General features: G+C 40.9%; 12 protein-coding genes. 8 read left to right on the top strand and 4 right to left on the bottom strand.

The features are described from left to right. Positions 1 to 65 precede the first annotated feature (65 nt). The 3 genes from lysA (at position 66) to J4E76_RS15960 (ending at position 2,803) form a co-directional block, all read left to right on the top strand. Entirely contained in the window at positions 66 to 1,298 is a 1,233-nt protein-coding gene (gene lysA, locus J4E76_RS15950) for a diaminopimelate decarboxylase (RefSeq protein WP_208505782.1), read from the top strand. A gap of 89 nt (positions 1,299 to 1,387) precedes the next feature. Next, on the top strand, positions 1,388 to 1,804 hold the full coding sequence (locus tag J4E76_RS15955; protein ID WP_208505783.1) for a cytochrome c: 417 nt from the start codon (positions 1,388 to 1,390) through the stop codon (positions 1,802 to 1,804). An 81-nt stretch (positions 1,805 to 1,885) separates the two neighbouring features. After that, positions 1,886 to 2,803, top strand: a complete 918-nt coding sequence (locus J4E76_RS15960; protein WP_208505784.1) for a hypothetical protein — start codon at positions 1,886 to 1,888, stop codon at positions 2,801 to 2,803. Here the strand turns inward: J4E76_RS15960 and J4E76_RS15965 are convergent, their stop codons facing one another. Beyond that, positions 2,804 to 3,574, bottom strand: coding sequence for a response regulator (locus J4E76_RS15965; RefSeq protein ID WP_208505785.1), 771 nt, complete (start codon positions 3,572 to 3,574; stop codon positions 2,804 to 2,806). It lies immediately after the preceding gene. A gap of 112 nt (positions 3,575 to 3,686) precedes the next feature. Here J4E76_RS15965 and J4E76_RS15970 point away from each other — a divergent pair, with 112 nt between their 5' ends. Continuing rightward, positions 3,687 to 6,722 carry a PAS domain S-box protein gene (locus J4E76_RS15970; protein WP_208505786.1) on the top strand — a complete coding sequence of 1,012 codons (3,036 nt, stop codon included), beginning with the start codon at positions 3,687 to 3,689 and terminating at the stop codon, positions 6,720 to 6,722. Here J4E76_RS15970 and J4E76_RS15975 read toward each other — a convergent pair. Together J4E76_RS15975 and J4E76_RS15980 are read right to left on the bottom strand one after the other, a co-directional pair. Then, positions 6,719 to 10,402: a BamA/TamA family outer membrane protein gene (locus J4E76_RS15975; RefSeq protein ID WP_208505787.1), complete on the bottom strand. Its 3,684-nt coding sequence runs from the start codon at positions 10,400 to 10,402 to the stop codon at positions 6,719 to 6,721. The genes J4E76_RS15970 and J4E76_RS15975 overlap by 4 nt on opposite strands. A gap of 151 nt (positions 10,403 to 10,553) precedes the next feature. Next, entirely contained in the window at positions 10,554 to 11,177 is a 624-nt protein-coding gene (locus J4E76_RS15980) for a Pycsar system effector family protein (RefSeq protein WP_208505788.1), read from the bottom strand. Positions 11,178 to 11,376: 199 nt separating this feature from the next. Between J4E76_RS15980 and J4E76_RS15985 the strand changes: the two genes are divergently transcribed. After that, positions 11,377 to 12,042, top strand: a complete 666-nt coding sequence (locus tag J4E76_RS15985; RefSeq protein WP_208505789.1) for a Crp/Fnr family transcriptional regulator — start codon at positions 11,377 to 11,379, stop codon at positions 12,040 to 12,042. Between the two features lie 7 nt (positions 12,043 to 12,049). Here J4E76_RS15985 and J4E76_RS15990 read toward each other — a convergent pair whose 3' ends face one another. After that, on the bottom strand, positions 12,050 to 12,880 hold the full coding sequence (locus tag J4E76_RS15990) for an SdiA-regulated domain-containing protein (protein WP_208505790.1): 831 nt from the start codon (positions 12,878 to 12,880) through the stop codon (positions 12,050 to 12,052). A gap of 128 nt (positions 12,881 to 13,008) precedes the next feature. Between J4E76_RS15990 and J4E76_RS15995 the strand changes: the two genes are divergently transcribed. From J4E76_RS15995 to J4E76_RS16005, 3 genes are all read left to right on the top strand, one after another. Then, complete coding sequence (locus J4E76_RS15995; protein ID WP_370592816.1) at positions 13,009 to 14,232, top strand: Pycsar system effector family protein; 1,224 nt, start codon at positions 13,009 to 13,011, stop codon at positions 14,230 to 14,232. A gap of 35 nt (positions 14,233 to 14,267) precedes the next feature. Then, complete coding sequence (locus tag J4E76_RS16000; protein WP_208505792.1) at positions 14,268 to 16,667, top strand: ABC transporter permease; 2,400 nt, start codon at positions 14,268 to 14,270, stop codon at positions 16,665 to 16,667. Between the two features lie 140 nt (positions 16,668 to 16,807). Continuing rightward, a complete protein-coding gene (locus J4E76_RS16005) occupies positions 16,808 to 17,482 on the top strand; it encodes an ABC transporter ATP-binding protein (RefSeq protein ID WP_208505793.1) in 675 nt (224 codons plus the stop codon). Positions 17,483 to 17,509: the final 27 nt, after the last annotated feature.

A 17,509-nucleotide genomic window follows, 5' to 3' on the forward strand; every position in this document is an offset into this window, starting at 1 on the left:
AAGTTGTCAGAAAGCTTCCTCTTTTTGTATTAATAGCCCTTATATTTGGCCTTCAATTTATTACCATGCTTTTAGAGAAAGACAGATACAAGGTTCAAGGAGTCGATTTAATTGACTTAGCCAGTGAATATGGTACACCACTATATGTATATGATGCTGATAAAATTCATCAGCAATTTGATAGACTGAAAAACGCCTTTTCCGGTGTTAGGCTCAAGGTTAAGTATGCCACCAAATCATTGACAAACCTGTCTATTCTAAAGTTGTTGAAGCACTATGGCTCTGAGTTGGACTGTGTCTCCATACAAGAGGTAAGGTTAGGTTTGAAAGCCGGGTTCGAGCCCAATCAGATTTTGTATACTCCCAACTGCGTTTCTTTCGATGAAATTAAAGAGGCTGTTGAGATTGGTGTGATGATCAACTTAGACAACATTTCTCTGCTCGAACAATTTGGTCACGAATATCATGGATCGGTACCGGTTTGTATCCGCCTTAACCCACATATTATGGCTGGTGGTAATAAGAAGATTTCTACAGGTCATGCAGATTCTAAATTCGGAATTTCTATTTACCAACTAGCTCACGTTTTGAGGGTTGTTAAAACCTATGACCTAAATGTTGTGGGTCTGCATATGCACACCGGCTCAGACATCCTTGATTCTGAAGTCTTCTTGAGGGCTGCTGATATTTTGTTTGACACAGCGAAAAACTTTGAAAATCTTCTGTTTATTGATTTTGGAAGCGGTTTTAAAGTGGCTTACAAGGAAGGGGATATTACCACAGATATTGAAGACCTTGGGCAAAAGCTTAGCGCCTCCTTTCAAGATTTTTGCCAAGAATACGGAAGGGAGTTAGAAATGTGGTTCGAGCCGGGTAAATTCTTAGTGAGTGAATCTGGACTGTTTTTAGTGAAGACAAATGTGGTGAAGACCACTCCAGCAACTGTTTTTGCGGGGGTAGATTCTGGGATGAACCACTTGATACGGCCTATGATGTATGATGCCTATCATGAAATTGTAAATCTTTCTAATCCTTCTGGTACTAAGCGTGTGTATACTATTGTGGGCTATATCTGCGAAACGGATACTTTCGGCTTAGATCGTAAGCTGGGGGAAGTGAAAGAAGGTGATATCTTAGCCTTTAAGAATGCTGGAGCCTATGCTTTTAGTATGGCTTCTAATTACAATTCTCGTTTGAGGCCTGCCGAAATACTGATCTATGAGGGGGAAGCTCATTTAATTAGGAAGCGGGAAGTTTTCGAAGACTTAACAAGAAATCAGGTCGAGATAGATATTTAATCTTCGTTGAGACGAGCCCTTGTGGGTTCATATAGATAAATCAGTATTTTAGCAGAGCAGAAATAAGCGATAGAATAATCGAAACAGTCATGAAGAAACCCATACAAATTGTCTTTCTCTTAGGTATAATGATGGCGTCTTTCAGTATGAAGGATCAAGATGCTGCTCTTAAAAAGAGCATGGAAGCAGGAAAAGGCACTTATAGTGCAGTTTGTATCGCATGCCATATGGATAGTGGCCAGGGTATAGCATCAGTTTTTCCTCCGCTGGCTAAGTCTGACTATCTAATGGAAGATACCGACAGAGCTATAGCCAATCTCATCGAAGGATTGTCAGGTGAAATCACGGTCAATAAGACAAAATACAACCAAGTAATGCCTGCGAGTGGCTTAAATGACCAAGACATTGCTGATGTTCTTAACTACGTGATGAACTCATGGGGTAACAAAGCGAAGTCAACCCTTACAAAAGACAAAGTTGCCAAGGTAAGAGCAAGCTTAGACTAGGCAGGTCATAATAATCTTTATAGAGAGCAGTTAATAAAAGGAATGATGTACAGAGTTTCTGTTAAATCAATCGGTATCATCATGAAGAAATTATTAGCTGCTTTTTTCTGTTTAATGCTTTGCGCCAATGGGTGTAAGAGTCCTTCTGAAGATACCAACCCTCAAGTCGATAATCAGGAGGTTTCAACTCTTTTTACCGATCGGCAGTCATTAGGAGGAATTCAGATCACGGATCTAAATGAGGCTTCTGGTTTGGCCAGTAGCAGATCTAATCCAATTTATATTTGGTCACATAATGATAGCGGAGGAGCCCCACAGCTTTATCTGATGACCCAGGCTGGTGCTGATTCAGGTCGTTTTGTACTTGATGGTGCTCAAAACATCGATTGGGAGGATATGGCTATTGGTTCAGGTCCTACAGCAGGTCAACCCTACTTATATGCCGCAGATATCGGGGATAATCGTGCTGTGAGAGATAATTATACTATCTACCGAGTACCAGAGCCAGATTTGACAGTGGCAGATATACCTGCCACATCTACACTCTCTGGAGTGGAGGCAATAAACTTCGTTTATGATGATGGAAATGCCCGAGATGCTGAAGCAATAATGGTTGACCCAAATACGAGTGATATCTATGTGGTGTCTAAAAGAGAGGCCAGTGTGATTCTCTACATTCTTCCCTTTCCACAGAATACCGCACAACTAGATACTGCGGATCGACTGAGAGTGTTGCCATTTACCATGGTAACGGCTGCTGATATTTCACCCAATGGTAATGAAGTACTTATTAAGAATTATCTGAACGTTTATCATTGGTCAAAGTCCGGCACAGAGAGTATCTCTGACTTGCTCGGCACGGCCCCTTCCAGGCTTCTCTATACGGTAGAGCCTCAGGGTGAATCAATCGCCTGGCATAGCAGTTCAAGTACCTACTTCACGTTAAGCGAAGCAGGTAACAATGAACCTGTCATTCTGTATAATTACACACGTAATTGATTAGCTAGCGCTGATCGTATTGAGAGTGGCAGTAAATGCGTTGTAGTAAGATCTTCCGATAGGAATCTTTTTCTCTCCCAGATACACAAAGTTTGTATCAATGGCCGTTACAGCATCAACTAAGACCACAAAAGACTTATGAACCCTTAAGAAGCGATCTTTAGGTAGTTTGTCAGTGATCTCTTTTAAGGACTTTCTAATAGTATAATCCCGACCATCATTCACATGTATGGTGATATGATTTCCATCAGCCTCTATCCAGTGAAGGTTTTCGTATTTAATCTTTTCTAGAAGGCTCTTCTTTTTGACAAAAATAGAGTCATTGCTGTAAGTAGTAGGATTCGCTGCTATCAATCGGTCGGCACCTAAATTGGCAGCGAGCCTGTTTTTATTGAAAAGAGCTACTTCAATTGCTGCGTAAACATCATCTTTCGTAAATGGTTTTACAATGAAGCCTAAAGGCTGCGTATGCTTAGCGCGGTTGATAGTTTCCTTGTCAGAATACGAGGTGATATATACAAAAGGTACTTTGTATTGTTCTTTTATAATTGATCCAAGCTCGATTCCATCTTGATCTCCCTTAATCTTTACATCTAGGAGTACCAAATCAGGTCTGGAGCTCTTTATTGCTTTAATCGCTTGGTTGGCCGAATTGGCTAATTCTGTATCGTCATATCCGAAAATACTTAGCATTTCTTGCAGATTTTCCGCAATAAATGGCTCATCTTCAACGATCAAGATCCGAGGACTTTGGCTGTATGGCTGTTCCATATCAGTAATTTTGTTTAGGTGAATATCTGAAATTAATATTTTAATTGGCCTAATACCATTAAAATAGTATTTTAAAAATACTGAATTTCATATCTCTACTGGTAATAATGTGATGGAAAACATTTTTAAAGATACATTAAACGATTTTGCAGATGCAAAGGTCAGAGACATGGATTTGCAGTCTGTTGTTTCAAATCTGAGTGAAACCGTGTGGTCCATCAATTTGACCAACGAACCTTACGAAATACACTACCATAATGATCCATTGCTTGAATTTGGAGCTGTAGAGGGTCATGAGCCATCGCCTCACACCTTTGAAGATTGGCAGAAATTAATACATCCGGAAGACCGAGACAGGGTACTAGAAGAGGTGGTAAATGCACTGGGTTCTGGTGCCGCCAGCTACTCTTACAGAATCAAAAGAAATGGCAATGGATACAAATATTTCAGAGATAGAGTAAGTGTACTTTTCGAAGAAGGAAAGCCAATTCGACTGGATGGGATCAGTATTGATATAGACAGTATCAGAAGATCTCGATTGAATCTAGAATTAAGTCAACAGCGACTTAAAAGCATTGTTGATGCGTTACCCGATCCTGTATTTATCTCCACGAAAGAAGAGGGCAAGATTATTTTCGCGAACGAAATACTCTTCAAAGTTTATGAGATGACCCCTGCTGATTTTCTTGGGAAAAAGGCGGTTCAGTTTTATGAAAATTTTGAAGGAAGAAAGTCTTATGTAAAACACCTTCGAAAAGATGGGCATGTTCAAAACCACGAACTCTTATTAAAGAATAAGAAGGGTGAATCCTTTTGGGTGAGTGCTTCCACCATGCCACTCGACTTTCAGAATCAGGATTGCTTCATCACAATCCTCCAGGATGTCACTGTTCGTAAGAATCTTGAAAGGGAGATTCAAGAGAGTAATGCGCGTTACCAGCTCGCTGTAGAAGGGACCAATGATGTTATATGGGAATATGACTTTAAAACAAAACACTCTTACCTATCACCACAGTTTTGGGCAGGAATGGAACTAGAGCCTGTTGATAATCCTCTGGATGATGAACTGGTTGCCAAGTATTTGTTCGAAGAAGAAAAGGAAGACTTCCTAAAAAATCTGAATGAAGCATTCGAGAATCAAGTAGGTGATATGACTCTTGAGATACGCTTTGTAGCAAGTGACGAACGTATTATTTGGGTGCTCTTCAAGGCAAGAATACTCTATGATCATAATGGCAAACCGCAAAGGGGAGTAGGATCACTATCCAACATTACTTCTTTAAAGGAAGCTCAGTCTCAACTCAAGGAAAGTGAAGCGAAATACAAGTTAATTTCCGAAAATTCGAGTGACTGTATTTGCCTCCAAAAAGTTAACGGAGAGTTCGTCTTTGTTAGCCCTTCATCTACTGAAGTACTGGGATACTCTCCAGATGAATTGAGGAATATAAACCTTAGGGAATTTATTCATGAAGATTACCAACAACTGCTGAAGCAAAAAATTGTGGAGGTTGTTAAGGGCAATGAAAGAACAGCCTCTATTGTCTATAAGGCATACAGCAAGGGAGCCAAGCCAGAATGGTTAGAAACCATCGCGGGCGCCATTTTCGATGACCAAACGGGTCGAGCTATTTATGTTCAGACATCCACCAGAAATGTTACTGATCGAATTGAAGCTCAAACAAAACTTAAAGAGAGCCAGGAACGCTACAAGCTTATCACAGAGAATTCTAATGACATAGTTTCGTTGATGGACCCCACCGGGAAGTATCTTTTCTTATCCCCATCGATCAAAGATAAAATGGGATATGAACCTGAAGAATTAATAGGTAGAAATACCCTAGAGTTTATTCATCCTGATGATCAGGAACTGGTTGCGAACATCATTGGGGAGGTAGTTGAAGCAAAAAGGAAAGAAGATTCCGTCATTTTTAGAATAAGGCATAAATCCGGTGAGTGGCGTTGGATTAAAGCGACAGGTGGTGTAATACTGGATGATGATGATAATGTAATCTATATCAGGTCTAACAAAACTGATATTACAGAGAGTAAGCTGACTGAGGACAAACTTAAACAGCAGGAAGAGCAGTATAAACTGGTTTCGGAAAACTCTGGAGATGTAATTGCACTTCACGATTTACATGGTCAATTGACTTTTGTTTCACCTTCATGTTACCGAATGCTTGGATTGACTGTAGAAGAGACCATGGCTATTAAGGATTTTGTTGGTCTGGTTCATCCTGATGAAAGAGAGAAGATCAAGCATGCCTTTATCGATACTATAAAAAACACTAGAAAGGATACTATATCTTCGGTCAGATTAAAACGTGCCGAGGGAGAATATTTGTGGGTTGGTGTGTCGCTTTCGGCTGTTCTTGATGAAAATGGGAGAACGAAGTTTGTTCAGACCTCCACACGAGATATTTCGGAGATCATGAAAGTGATCGAAAAGGAGCGTCAGTTGAATAAGCTTAAGTCGAGTTTTATCTCCATGGCCTCACATGAGTTTAGAACGCCACTCACGACCATCCAATCTAGTAATGAATTGATTAGCATGTACTTGGATAGCACCAGAGAGCCTGTTGATACCAAGCTTTCAAAGCACGTTTTGAGGATTAGAACAGAGCTTGAACGCCTAAACTCTTTATTGAAAGACGTATTTACCTTAGGTAGGCTGGATGTTGGTAAGGCTAGATTGAACAAAGATATCACCTCACTTTCGGGGATTGTTAAGCAGGTGGTTTTAGAGAATTCTGTATCGTTTAAAGAAAGAGCAGTCAGCATACATACAGAGGGTGATGAGAGACAAGTGAAGTTAGATAGTCAATTGATTAGCCATGTGCTTTCTAATCTGATTAATAATGCTTTGAAATACTCTCAAGGAGGCAAAGATCCTCAAGTGACCATGCGATATGAGCCAGGCCATATTGAGCTTCAGGTTCAGGACTTTGGAATTGGTATACCTAAGAAAGACCAAGAGGGACTTTTCGAGTCTTTTTCAAGGGCTTCCAATGTTGGTGATATAGAAGGCACTGGTTTAGGGCTCGTGATTGTCAAGCAGTTTGTAGAAATGCACGGTGGTACTATCTCCTATGAGTCTAAAGTGAATAAAGGCACAATTTTCACGGTAGTTATTCCTGATTTGAATTAGAAATAGAAACCGAATTTCACTAGTGGTGCGAAGGATTCTTCAGACTTAGCTAATAATATATTGACAGCAAACGTGCTAAAAGGAGTGAGGTAAATCCCACCACCATAGCCATGGTGTAAAGTGTTAGAATCTTCTCCATCTACCCAAACACGACCCAAATCATTGAAAAGTATTAGACCAACTTTTGAAGGCAATATGTAGTTGTTCCATTCAAAAAGGTCTACCCTTAAATCCAGTTGATGCGAGAAACTACTTTCACCCGCAAATCGATACCTTCTAAACCCTCTAAGCGTATTGAAGCCATCTAGCTTGCTGGCCTGGAAAAACTCAAAGTCACCAAAGCTTCGCTGATAGTTCACCCTTGTGGCGATCGAAGTCCTGCTGAAGGCGCCTAAAGCCCACCTAAAGGTTACATCTGAATTCCACTGAGTGCTGTTACTCGAATTATTATTGAGCCCAGCGTTGTAGACGACTTCTGTATTAAATGTGATTCCTCGTTTTGGGACGATGGCATTGTCTTTCGTATCGAAGTGAAGCCCAATACTGGCCCCAGCATATTTTTTGGTTTGGAATAAGCCATTAGGGTCAAGACCGTTGTTAACAAAATCAGCGATGAAGCGATCATTGCTCCTTTGAATATCTATGCTCTGATAACGGGCACCGATGTTGATATTACCCTTATCTCCTAAGTTGAGATTAACTGAAGGATTTACTAGTAGCTCGGTAAATCGAGTTCTGTAAAAGGTCAGTTCTATATCATCATCATAGACAGTTTCATTGCCCAGGCCAAAGAAGTTGTTGACAAAGTTGGGAGCTTTGAGGCTAGCATCAAGAAGGAAGTCGGCCTTGCCAAAAACATCAATGAATTCTCCGTTATACTCTAGATTGTAAGAAGATGTAGCTAGGGCATAATTGGCAGTGAAGCTTTGTTGCGAAGCGAAGGGCTCTTTTCTAAATCCATCCTTCTTAAACATAAATCCAGCACCTAAGAACAGTCCATCATCAGGGTTGAAATTGAAGGAGAGAAGTGGCATTCGAACATCGAAATCAAACTCCTCCATGTTATATCTATTGATCGCAGGATCTGTATCCGATCTTAGGTCTTTAGTTTCTTTACTGGCCGTAAGCTCAGTTCCTGCGATGTTATCATATACTATTGTCTTCTTCTTGCCCTTCCTTACGCTACTCTCATCTATAATTTTATCATCGTCCTCACCGGCAATTATTCTGATAAGGATACCCTTGTCGGTATTTCCTCTAAGCTCAAACTCATCTTCTCCTCCAAAGCCAAATAACCTCACCTCATCGGTGACAGATGTCTTAAAAGTTCTCTGGTAGAGTACTTCATCTCTGTTGCCCTTTTTAGAGATTTTGTACATGGTAACCTTAGTGTTTTCATCATCTAACCTTTCGACAAGAAAGTACTCTCTTTTATCACTTCCTCTAACGTCTACACCTTTAGAAATAAACTTGTAATAGTCTGCTGCCCACTCAGGAAACTTATCTCTTCTGTTCTTCAGCTTTCTGATAATTTCTTCTCCTCTCAGATCGAAAATTTCCTTTGGCCATGAACCAATAGCCGATTCTATTACTTCATCCGTAAGCGCTGCTTTTAACTCATTTGCTTGATTGACCCAGTCTTCCAATGACGGTTCGGTCATAAAATAGCGGTCGAACCACCGGATGCGATAGAAGCCATAGGCAGGGGTATAGCTAATATTTTCTTCAAAGCCTTTGAACGCAGGTTGTGCCCACTTGGAGGCAGCGAGTTTCTTGAATGAACCTTCTCCGGCAAAAAACACCTGATCACGATCACGTGGGATGGGTTGATAGATGTTTTTGTCGTCTTTCTTATCGTATTCAATCCATCGCCATTGATCATCATGTCGATCCCAGTCGCCAAGCCACATGTCAAACAGTCGATTCCGAACCACAAATTTTTCGTCAACTTTATTGTCGTTGTCCTTTTTCAGTTTGATGTACAAATCGGGACTTGAGATAACATCGTCCCCGGCCCCAAACATCTCTTCCTTTACCTGTTTCTTGTTGACTCTTTCTTCAAACAGGGCTAATGAATTCGCTAACTCTTTGCGGTAAATACCGAATCGAGGATCATCTGGTATATAAACGATTTTCGGGTTGGCATGGAAAATACCAGCGGCATCGGCCAAGGCAGGAACAACAAGAGGTGCATAAGGGTGAGATGCTGAAATTCCATCTTGAACCACACTTTTGATAAAAGTATTCCGTAGTTCAGGTGGCAGTGTTAATGCCGGATTTTTGTCCATGGAACGTAGGACGTACTGTTTGCCATCAGAGGCCTCTAGTCGAAGGGATGTCGTTTGGTGGCCCCCACCTTTCTTAAGAATACGCAACCCACCTTTTTCAGTGGCAATATCGAAGATTGGAAACCTTAACTCAGTAGCCCATTCCTGACGGTGATTCTCACCGAGCAATGATTTATGAAACTTCGATCTTCCGATATATTTCTTACTGGCAGAAAAGAGAGTGTCCTTTCCTGCGAAGGAGATTCGGCTGTAGCGGGCCATCAAATCTTCCGGAGCGGGTGCAAATGGCCTTTCAGAAACTATATCTGTATATAATTCCTTTACATCTCCTTGGTCAGGAGTAAAGAAACTCAATTTGGTCTGACCATTGGCGAAGTAATCAAGACGTGCATAGCCCATGGTATTAGAGGCGAATTGCGCATCTCCCTTTTTCTTAACTCGCGCGTTATTCTTTGCGCCAGCACCACTCACCACAAAGTGCATTCCCTCCTTTTCTATATGTTCTAAGGCATGTTCGTGACCTGCCACGTGTATAATGTCAGGGTGCTTAGACATAAGTTGAACCATACCGTCTCTGAATCTTTTGTACTGTGGATGGGGAGTATCCTGGATATTACCAAACCATTTTCTATACAGTGGGTAAATCGATCCTATCACGGGGAGAGGTAGGTACGAGATCGGTGTAGGAATGCTTTTGGAGGCAGTTAATGGAAAAATATGGTCTTTAACACTAAACACCCCTCCATGAATGCCATAAGTATACATTGGGTGGTGGGAAGCTACGATCACTTTTTTGTGAGCATTTCTTAACAGTGCATCTTGAAATAGGGCCGCGACATCAGTGATGCTCGTTACCCCGCAAGCTTCAGTGGGTTTGTTGCCTTTGTGAAGAAACCATTGGGTGTCTATGGTGATCAGTGTGATTTTATCAGTGAGCTCAACTTCGAATGGCCCAGGGCATCCACCAGTCGGTAGCCATACATCTGCACTATCAAGTGCATTTTCAACATACTCCTCCTGTATGTTCAGCCATTCGAGACCATACGCTCTACCTTGTGCCCAATCGTGATTACCTGGAATAAATACTCGCCTACCCTGAAAGTCTTTTACTGCGTTGATCTGACCGTTGATGGCTACCTCTGCCTCAGCCCTTAGGGGATGTCCTTTTGGTGGAAGCCCCTGAGGATAGATATTATCTCCTAAATAAATGACTGCGCCTTTATCGCCAATTTTGGCCAACTCATCCTTAAGCTTAGTGAGTACAGGATTCTCAATGGGTTCTCCGGCATCACCAACTAGAAAAACCGAGTATACTGGGTCTTGTTGGAAGGCCATCAAGTTTATATTAGTAAGGAGTAGAGCAATAAGTATCGTGAGAAATCTATTTTTCATGGCACTGAGGTTTTTGGCTTGTTTATTAACGGAAATCATAGAAAATAAATTCACTATCAAAAATACTTATGAATACCTAAGATAGTATTTGAATGGTGTTTTAGTGTAGTCTAGAGTATAAACTTTGAAACCGCTCATTGATGAGTATCGATTAGGAAAAAAAGATATGGCAAAGGATAAAAGCGATTACTGATAGTGAGATTCCGATTGCAAAGATGTTGAACGCCTTTCTCAAATATCCAAATTTGACTTTAAGTCTTTTTCCGAGATGGTAGATGTCTTTTGAAATGGCGTCATACAAGTCGTCCCCTCCATACATTAACTTTTGCATGCCGCTGACATAAGTCCGCTCGTCTATATCTTGAAAATTACCATAAAAGAGCAGGCCAGACGCTTCATGATCTGTGCCATGGCTCAGATCAGGTCTGGTAGCTAATACTGCATATGTGATTGCAACTATGTTAGTCAATGTAATCAGTATCAGAGGGTAGACTAAGTGTGGGTCCGCATCTAATTGATTCATTACGGTTCCTATCATAATGGAAAGAATTATGGCATTGATAGAGATCATAATATTGGCCTTGCGATCTACCATAGTATTGAGGGTATAATGATTTTTAGAAGTCAGGCGAAATAAGGTTTCAGTCCCTCTTTCGGCTCTCGGAGCTACTTTCGAGAGTTTTTTCATGAGTTCATTTAACTTTTTCTTGTCAATGCCGAGCTCCTCCATTATCAAGGTGTTTTGAAGTTTCTGGCTTTCTTTATTCTCACTCATAAACTATGAATTGGTGGTAGGTGAAGGTAATGAGACTGCTTTGGACAGAATGTATTCTAGAAGTCAAAACTATCAGGGAGTGTAGCCTGAAGTACAAACTGGGATTTTCGTACTTGCTGAAAATGAGACACAAAACCAATTTCGTCCATGCGTGTTCAATTAGTATTAAATTGGAGATTCACGTAAGGCCCTTAAACTAATGAGATTGGTAAACTACTGGTATTTGGAAGAGTCCTTCAATATGATGAAGAGAATTGGTATGCGTGAAATGATGAATCTTTGCGAGCTTTTAGTGATGAAGAGCTATCGCAAAGGTCAGTATATCAAGACGGAGGATCAACCAGACGATACCATATTCTTTATCAAGAAGGGGCAGGTGAAAATTGGAGGCTTTGATGCTGAAGGGAATGAAACTCTCCGATACATCCTTGGTAAGGGTCATATTTTCGGAGAATCTAGACTTATGGGAGACTCACAACCTGAATACTTCGCTAAAACACAGAGTGAAACCCAGATTTGCTATATATCTGCTGATATGATGGAAAATCTAATGGAGCAATATCCCAAGCTGAACAACTCTGTTACTAAGGTTTCATGGAAAAAGGTAAGCAAGCTAGAGAGGCGACTGAATGGACTTTTATACAAAGATGCCAAGACTCGGATAATAGATTTCTTAAAAGATCATCTGCGCGAATATGGTATTGAGCAAGGCGATGGAAGCTTTAGCTCAAAGACTGTATTCTCACACTCCGATATCGCAAAGTTGACATCTACCAGTCGCCAGACAGTGAACAACGTAATCAGTAATTATCGTAAAGAAGGCCTACTTTTCTATGATCGAAGTGAATTTGGAATGAGGCTGTGAAGCCAGTTTAATTAGCTGTAAACCTTAAAATTGTACCACCCTCGCCTTCTACCTCATTTGAAATGTATAAGTCTCCATTGGGCATAAATGCAATGCCTTCAGGTTGTGGAAATAGGCTGCTTTTTAGTTTGGTCAGGTGCTTGGGCTTACCATCAGTACCGAACACTAAGAGTGAACGCTGTACGAAAGACAGAACATAGACTTCTCCACTTGTCGGATGAACAGCTACCGCTGATGGCTTAAACTTGAACTTGCTACCGACTACGCGCTTGAGCTCTTTGTCTTGGATTACATGGAGGGGAGTCTTTTTAAAACTCCCAGTAGGCAGGTGAAAACCGTAAATTGCTTTACCCTTAACATCGACATTTTTGATGTCGCCATCGGCTTTCAAGGCAATAAGAAGATGTTCAGTGTGAGGGTCATGACCTAGCCCTTCCACATCATTGCCAGAATCGAAGGGTGTTTTTATTTCTTCCACCACACCTTCCATTTGAACATTGAAGCGATAGAGCTTGCCATTACTTTTTATAGCATAGATATAATCTCCTACTCGTTCTATTCCCTCAAAATCTCCATCCCCATGAAACCTTACTCGGTGGACAATCTTTCTTGATCTAAGATCATAGACATACATTCTTCCTTGCTCGTCATTGAGCATTGCCAATTGATTGTCGTCATAATATGAGAGTGCTGAGACTTCCTCTAAGTACTCGGGGAGCACAAAAATCTCATCCGGATTCTTTAGGTCATAGGCAAATACGCTATCTGCCTGGCCAAAACACTCAGAATAAATTCCTGCTGTGAGTAAAATAAAGATGATCCTTAACGTTTCTCTCATGACTTATGGAACAAAAATACACATGTAATGATTCATGTAAGTAGAATGACTTATGGAATAACAAAATTGGTCATTGTATGTAATTTAAAATGAGCCCATTATATTTATAAGCTTTATATTCAAAATTGGTGGCAAGCGAGAATATTTTAATTGAAGTTGAAGAGTACGCAAAAGGAATCTTGACAAACGATGTTCCTAAGAAGTTTGTGTACCATGATGACTATCATACCGAACGAGTGGTGAGTGCCGCAAAAATGATCGGTCGTGAAAGTGGTCTTTCCGAGGATGAGATCGAGCTTGTTACGATAGCCGCTTGGTTTCACGATACCGGATACAAAGACGGTTGTGCTAACCATGAGGCGACTAGCCGAGAAATCGCCAAGTCCTTTCTAGAATCAAAGTCATATCAAGAAGAAAAGATTGCAATTATTGAAGGCTGTATTGAGGCAACTAAGATGCCTCAGAGCCCCAAAAGCCTCATTGAGCAGGTGCTTTGCGATGCCGATCTACATCACTTAGCGTGCAATGACTATCATGAGATGTCAGAGAAAATGCACAAGGAGATTGAGATGATGAAAGAAAAGTCCATTGATACGGACACTTGGAATGAGATGAATTTTGAGTTCTTCAAAGACCATGAGTTTTTCACCCCTTATGCTAAAACACAATTGCAGCCTATTAAAGAGCAGAATCTAGCTTCCATAAAGAAAGCCTATAAGAAGGCCAAAAAAGATAAAAAGTACATTGAGACGCTTGAAGCCAAAATTGTCAAGCTAGAAGGAAAAGTACAGTTAAAACCTGATAGAGGTATTGAGACTATGTTTCGAACCACTTCAAAGAATCACTTAGAACTGAGTGGTATGGCTGATAACAAGGCCAACATTATGATTTCCGTCAATACTATTATTCTATCTGTAGTCGTTTCGGTTTTGATCAGAAAGCTCAATGAGTACCCAAATTTGGTACTACCTACCATCATGTTAATCATTGTCTGTTTGACCGCCATTGTCTTGGCTATTCTGGCCACTAGACCTAATGTTTCTTCAGGTGTATTTACGGAAGATGACGTTTTGGGCAGAAAAACGAACCTGCTCTTCTTTGGTAATTTCCATAAGATGAAGCTAGATCGGTATGACTGGGCTATGAAAGAGATGATGAAAGATGGTGAATACCTTTATGGTAGCATGATCAAAGACATCTATTTTCTAGGAGTAGTACTGGGTAAAAAGTATAAACTGCTTAGACTTTGCTACACCACCTTTATGATAGGCTTTGTCCTGTCGATAATCGCTTTTGTGTGCGCAATGCTACTCTTTCCACCGCAGGAACAAACGGGCTTTTACACTTTTTAGAAAAAGCTTAGCTTAGTTAGCCTAAGTTCAGGGCTATGCTAAAGAATTACTTTTTAATCGTTCTCCGCACCATTCGAAAAAATCCTGGCTATGCAGGGGTCAATATTCTCGGGTTAACACTGGGTATCACTGCCTTCTTGATGATCGTATTGGTGGTTAGGTATGAGCTGAGCTACGATAAATTTCATTCAGAAACAGAGAAGATTTTTCGGATCAATAATGAGCTTAGATTATCCAGTGGTAATTATAAGTATCCGACAACAGCTTCGGCCTTTGGACCCGGCTTACTAAACGAAATGCCTGAAGTGACTGCCTTCACCCGGCTGGGCGGAGCAGGCCAACAAATCATTATTGAGGTAGAAACAGAGTTATTTAAAGAAGAGAATCACTTTTTTGCTGATAGCACTTTCCTTGAGTTTTTCAATTTTGACTTGTTGCGTGGTAATAAATCTGAGGTTTTGGACGACCCTAATACTGCTGTTTTTACCGAGTCAGCAGCCATGCGATACTTTGGTACACGGGATGTGATTGGTAAAGAATTTAAGGTAAAAGGAGGCAATGAAACCAATTATGTGGTCACAGGTCTATTGAAAGATATTCCCCAAAACTCTCATATTCAATTTCAAATCCTACTGTCTATTGAGACATTAAGAAACGGAGGCAATGGACTCAATAATTGGAATGCTCAGGGCTTCTATACTTTCATCAGGTTGACCGATCCTGTTCATGCTGAAAAGGTGATGACAACCATGTTGGACCTGAGGGACAAGAATGTCAATAAGGAGCAGCAGAATGTTGTAAACCCGGACCTAACCCCGTTCGAAGACATTCACCTGAAGTCGAATTTGAGAAATGAAATAGTACCAAACGGCAGCATGGATGTTGTCTATATCTTTTCTGCCATAGCCGTTTTTGTATTGGTGATCGCAGGGATCAATTATATGAACCTAGCTACTGCCAGATCTGCTCGAAGAGCCCAGGAAGTGGGTATTCGTAAGGTTTTAGGCGCGTATAAAAAGCAGTTGGTTAGTCAATTTCTGAGCGAATCAATTATGCTGACCTTGATAGCTACCTTACTTTCTGTTGGAATAGTAGCCTTGCTATTGGGACCATTCGGAGTGTATATCAATAAGTCCTTGACCTTGGATATGCTGCTAGATTTGGAAGTGATTGGTCTACTTGGAGGCGTCCTTTTAATCATCGGTTTTGGGTCGGGGATTTACCCCGCATTGTTTCTTTCTGCCTTTAGGCCAGCTATTGTATTAAAAGGGAAGCTCGTTCCAGGAATGGGAAGCTCGGGTTTCTTTAGAAAGGCTCTGGTTGTTTTTCAGTTCGTTATCTCGATCGTGATGATGATTGGCACCACAATGGTTTACAATCAGTTGAGCTTTATGAAGAACAAGTCATTGGGCTTTCGAAAAGACAATATCCTTGTTGTTTCAAACACCAATCAGGCCATCACACCTCAGCTCAACACTTTCAAGAATGAGCTGGTGAATCACCCGAATGTTGAGGCAGTGACAGCCACCTTAAGTAAGCCTGGAGGTCTTAGACCAATAATGTTTGTAAAGTCAGAAACAGTTATCGATGACGAAGGAGGGCTCAACCTTGCTGGAATCAATATTGATTTTGACTACATGAGTACCATGGAGATTGAAATTGTTGACGGCAGGGACTTCGATTCACAAACGCCTACAGATTCTACCGCTGCTATCATTGTAAACCGACAAGCTGCTCAAGAACTGAACCTCGAAGACCCTGTAGGTAAGATGATCGAGGTCCGAAACTTCCAGGGTCAGTGGGAGAGGAAAAGAATTATAGGCCTAATTGACAATATCAATTTCGAGCCATTACAGCGGAAAACAGAATCGTGTTTTTATGCCAACTTCTTGCCGAATTATCAACACCTATTTATCAAACTAGGAGAGGAGGATGCATCGCAAACAATACAACATGTAGAGGAGTTATGGGCGAAGTTTGCACCCGCTCAACCCTTTGAGTATTCTTTTCTTGACGATGATTTAAATGCCTTGTACAGCTCTGAAGAAGAGCTCAGCCAGATCATAATCTATTTTGCTTTTCTAGCGATTGGTATTGCTTGCCTTGGTCTTTTTGGCCTTGCCTCATTCTCTACTGAACAGCGAATTAAGGAGATAGGAGTGCGTAAGGTGCTTGGCGCTACACTAGGACAAGTGCTTTTCTTGCTGTCCAAAGACTTTGCAACGCTGATTGTATTGGCTATTCTAATTGCCTCGCCTGCGGCTTATTATTTGACCAACTTGTGGCTTCAAAACTTTGCCTTTGCCGTAGAGGTGACTGTCACCACCTTTTTGGTGGCCGGCTTGGGCGCTTTAGTGATTGCCCTCTTGACGGTGAGCTATAAAACTTGCATGGCAGCTATATCCAATCCAGTGAAGGCTTTGAGATCAGAATAAAAGTGTCATAATCGAACAAGGGTGATCGAAATTGTACATATTTCAATAGTGTACTCTTCGCCTAAAGCCTAAAATCAATATATTCGCTATTGGCATATAAATTGGTAAATGCATTGAGGTCAAAACATTAATCAAGACAAATGATAAAACTACAAGACATTGATAAATACATCGATTCTAAGTATCAGAGAACTTTCATTCTGAAGGGGATCGACTTAGAAATTGAACAAGGTGAGTTCGTAACCATCATGGGGCCTAGTGGAGCCGGTAAATCAACTTTAATGAACATCATTGGAATGTTGGACGAACCTTCGCAAGGAGAGTATTACTTCTTCGATGAACCCATCCATAAAATGAAGGAACGCAAGCGTTCTGAGTTACATAAACATCATATCGGCTTTGTATTTCAAGCTTATCACTTGATTGATGAATTGACGGTTTATGAAAACATTGAGACACCTCTCTTGTACAAGGGAGTAAAGTCTTCGGAAAGAAAAAGTCTAGTCGCAGAAATGCTGGATCGTTTCCAAATGGTAGCGAAGAAGGATCTTTTTCCAGAACAACTTTCGGGTGGTCAGCAACAATTAGTAGGTGTAGCAAGGGCATTGATTGGTCAGCCTAAGCTTTTACTTGCCGATGAGCCTACCGGTAACCTGCATTCAGATCAGGCTGAAGAAATCATGGAACTCTTCCAGAAACTGAATGAAGAAGGAATGACAATCATCCAGGTAACCCACTCTAAAGAGAATGCATCGTATGGAAAGCGAACCATCAACTTAGTGGATGGCGGACTTGATAGAGACGATAGGCACTAGAGTCTAGCCAAAAAAATTAAAAGTCAT

This window comes from Roseivirga sp. E12 (genome assembly GCF_017592825.1).
In the GTDB taxonomy this organism is placed as follows: domain Bacteria; phylum Bacteroidota; class Bacteroidia; order Cytophagales; family Cyclobacteriaceae; genus Roseivirga.

Excerpts from the sequence above, each read along its gene's own strand:
- J4E76_RS16005 (WP_208505793.1), top strand. The coding sequence starts at position 16,808 with ATGATAAAACTACAAGACATTGATAAATACATCGATTCTAAGTATCAG.
- J4E76_RS15965 (WP_208505785.1), bottom strand. The coding sequence starts at position 3,574 with ATGGAACAGCCATACAGCCAAAGTCCTCGGATCTTGATCGTTGAAGAT.
- J4E76_RS15960 (WP_208505784.1), top strand. The coding sequence starts at position 1,886 with ATGAAGAAATTATTAGCTGCTTTTTTCTGTTTAATGCTTTGCGCCAAT.
- J4E76_RS15970 (WP_208505786.1), top strand. The coding sequence starts at position 3,687 with ATGGAAAACATTTTTAAAGATACATTAAACGATTTTGCAGATGCAAAG.
- J4E76_RS15985 (WP_208505789.1), top strand. The coding sequence starts at position 11,377 with ATGAGATTGGTAAACTACTGGTATTTGGAAGAGTCCTTCAATATGATG.
- J4E76_RS16000 (WP_208505792.1), top strand. The coding sequence starts at position 14,268 with ATGCTAAAGAATTACTTTTTAATCGTTCTCCGCACCATTCGAAAAAAT.
- J4E76_RS15955 (WP_208505783.1), top strand. The coding sequence starts at position 1,388 with ATGAAGAAACCCATACAAATTGTCTTTCTCTTAGGTATAATGATGGCG.
- J4E76_RS15975 (WP_208505787.1), bottom strand. The coding sequence starts at position 10,402 with ATGAAAAATAGATTTCTCACGATACTTATTGCTCTACTCCTTACTAAT.
- lysA (WP_208505782.1), top strand. The coding sequence starts at position 66 with ATGCTTTTAGAGAAAGACAGATACAAGGTTCAAGGAGTCGATTTAATT.
- J4E76_RS15980 (WP_208505788.1), bottom strand. The coding sequence starts at position 11,177 with ATGAGTGAGAATAAAGAAAGCCAGAAACTTCAAAACACCTTGATAATG.
- J4E76_RS15990 (WP_208505790.1), bottom strand. The coding sequence starts at position 12,880 with ATGAGAGAAACGTTAAGGATCATCTTTATTTTACTCACAGCAGGAATT.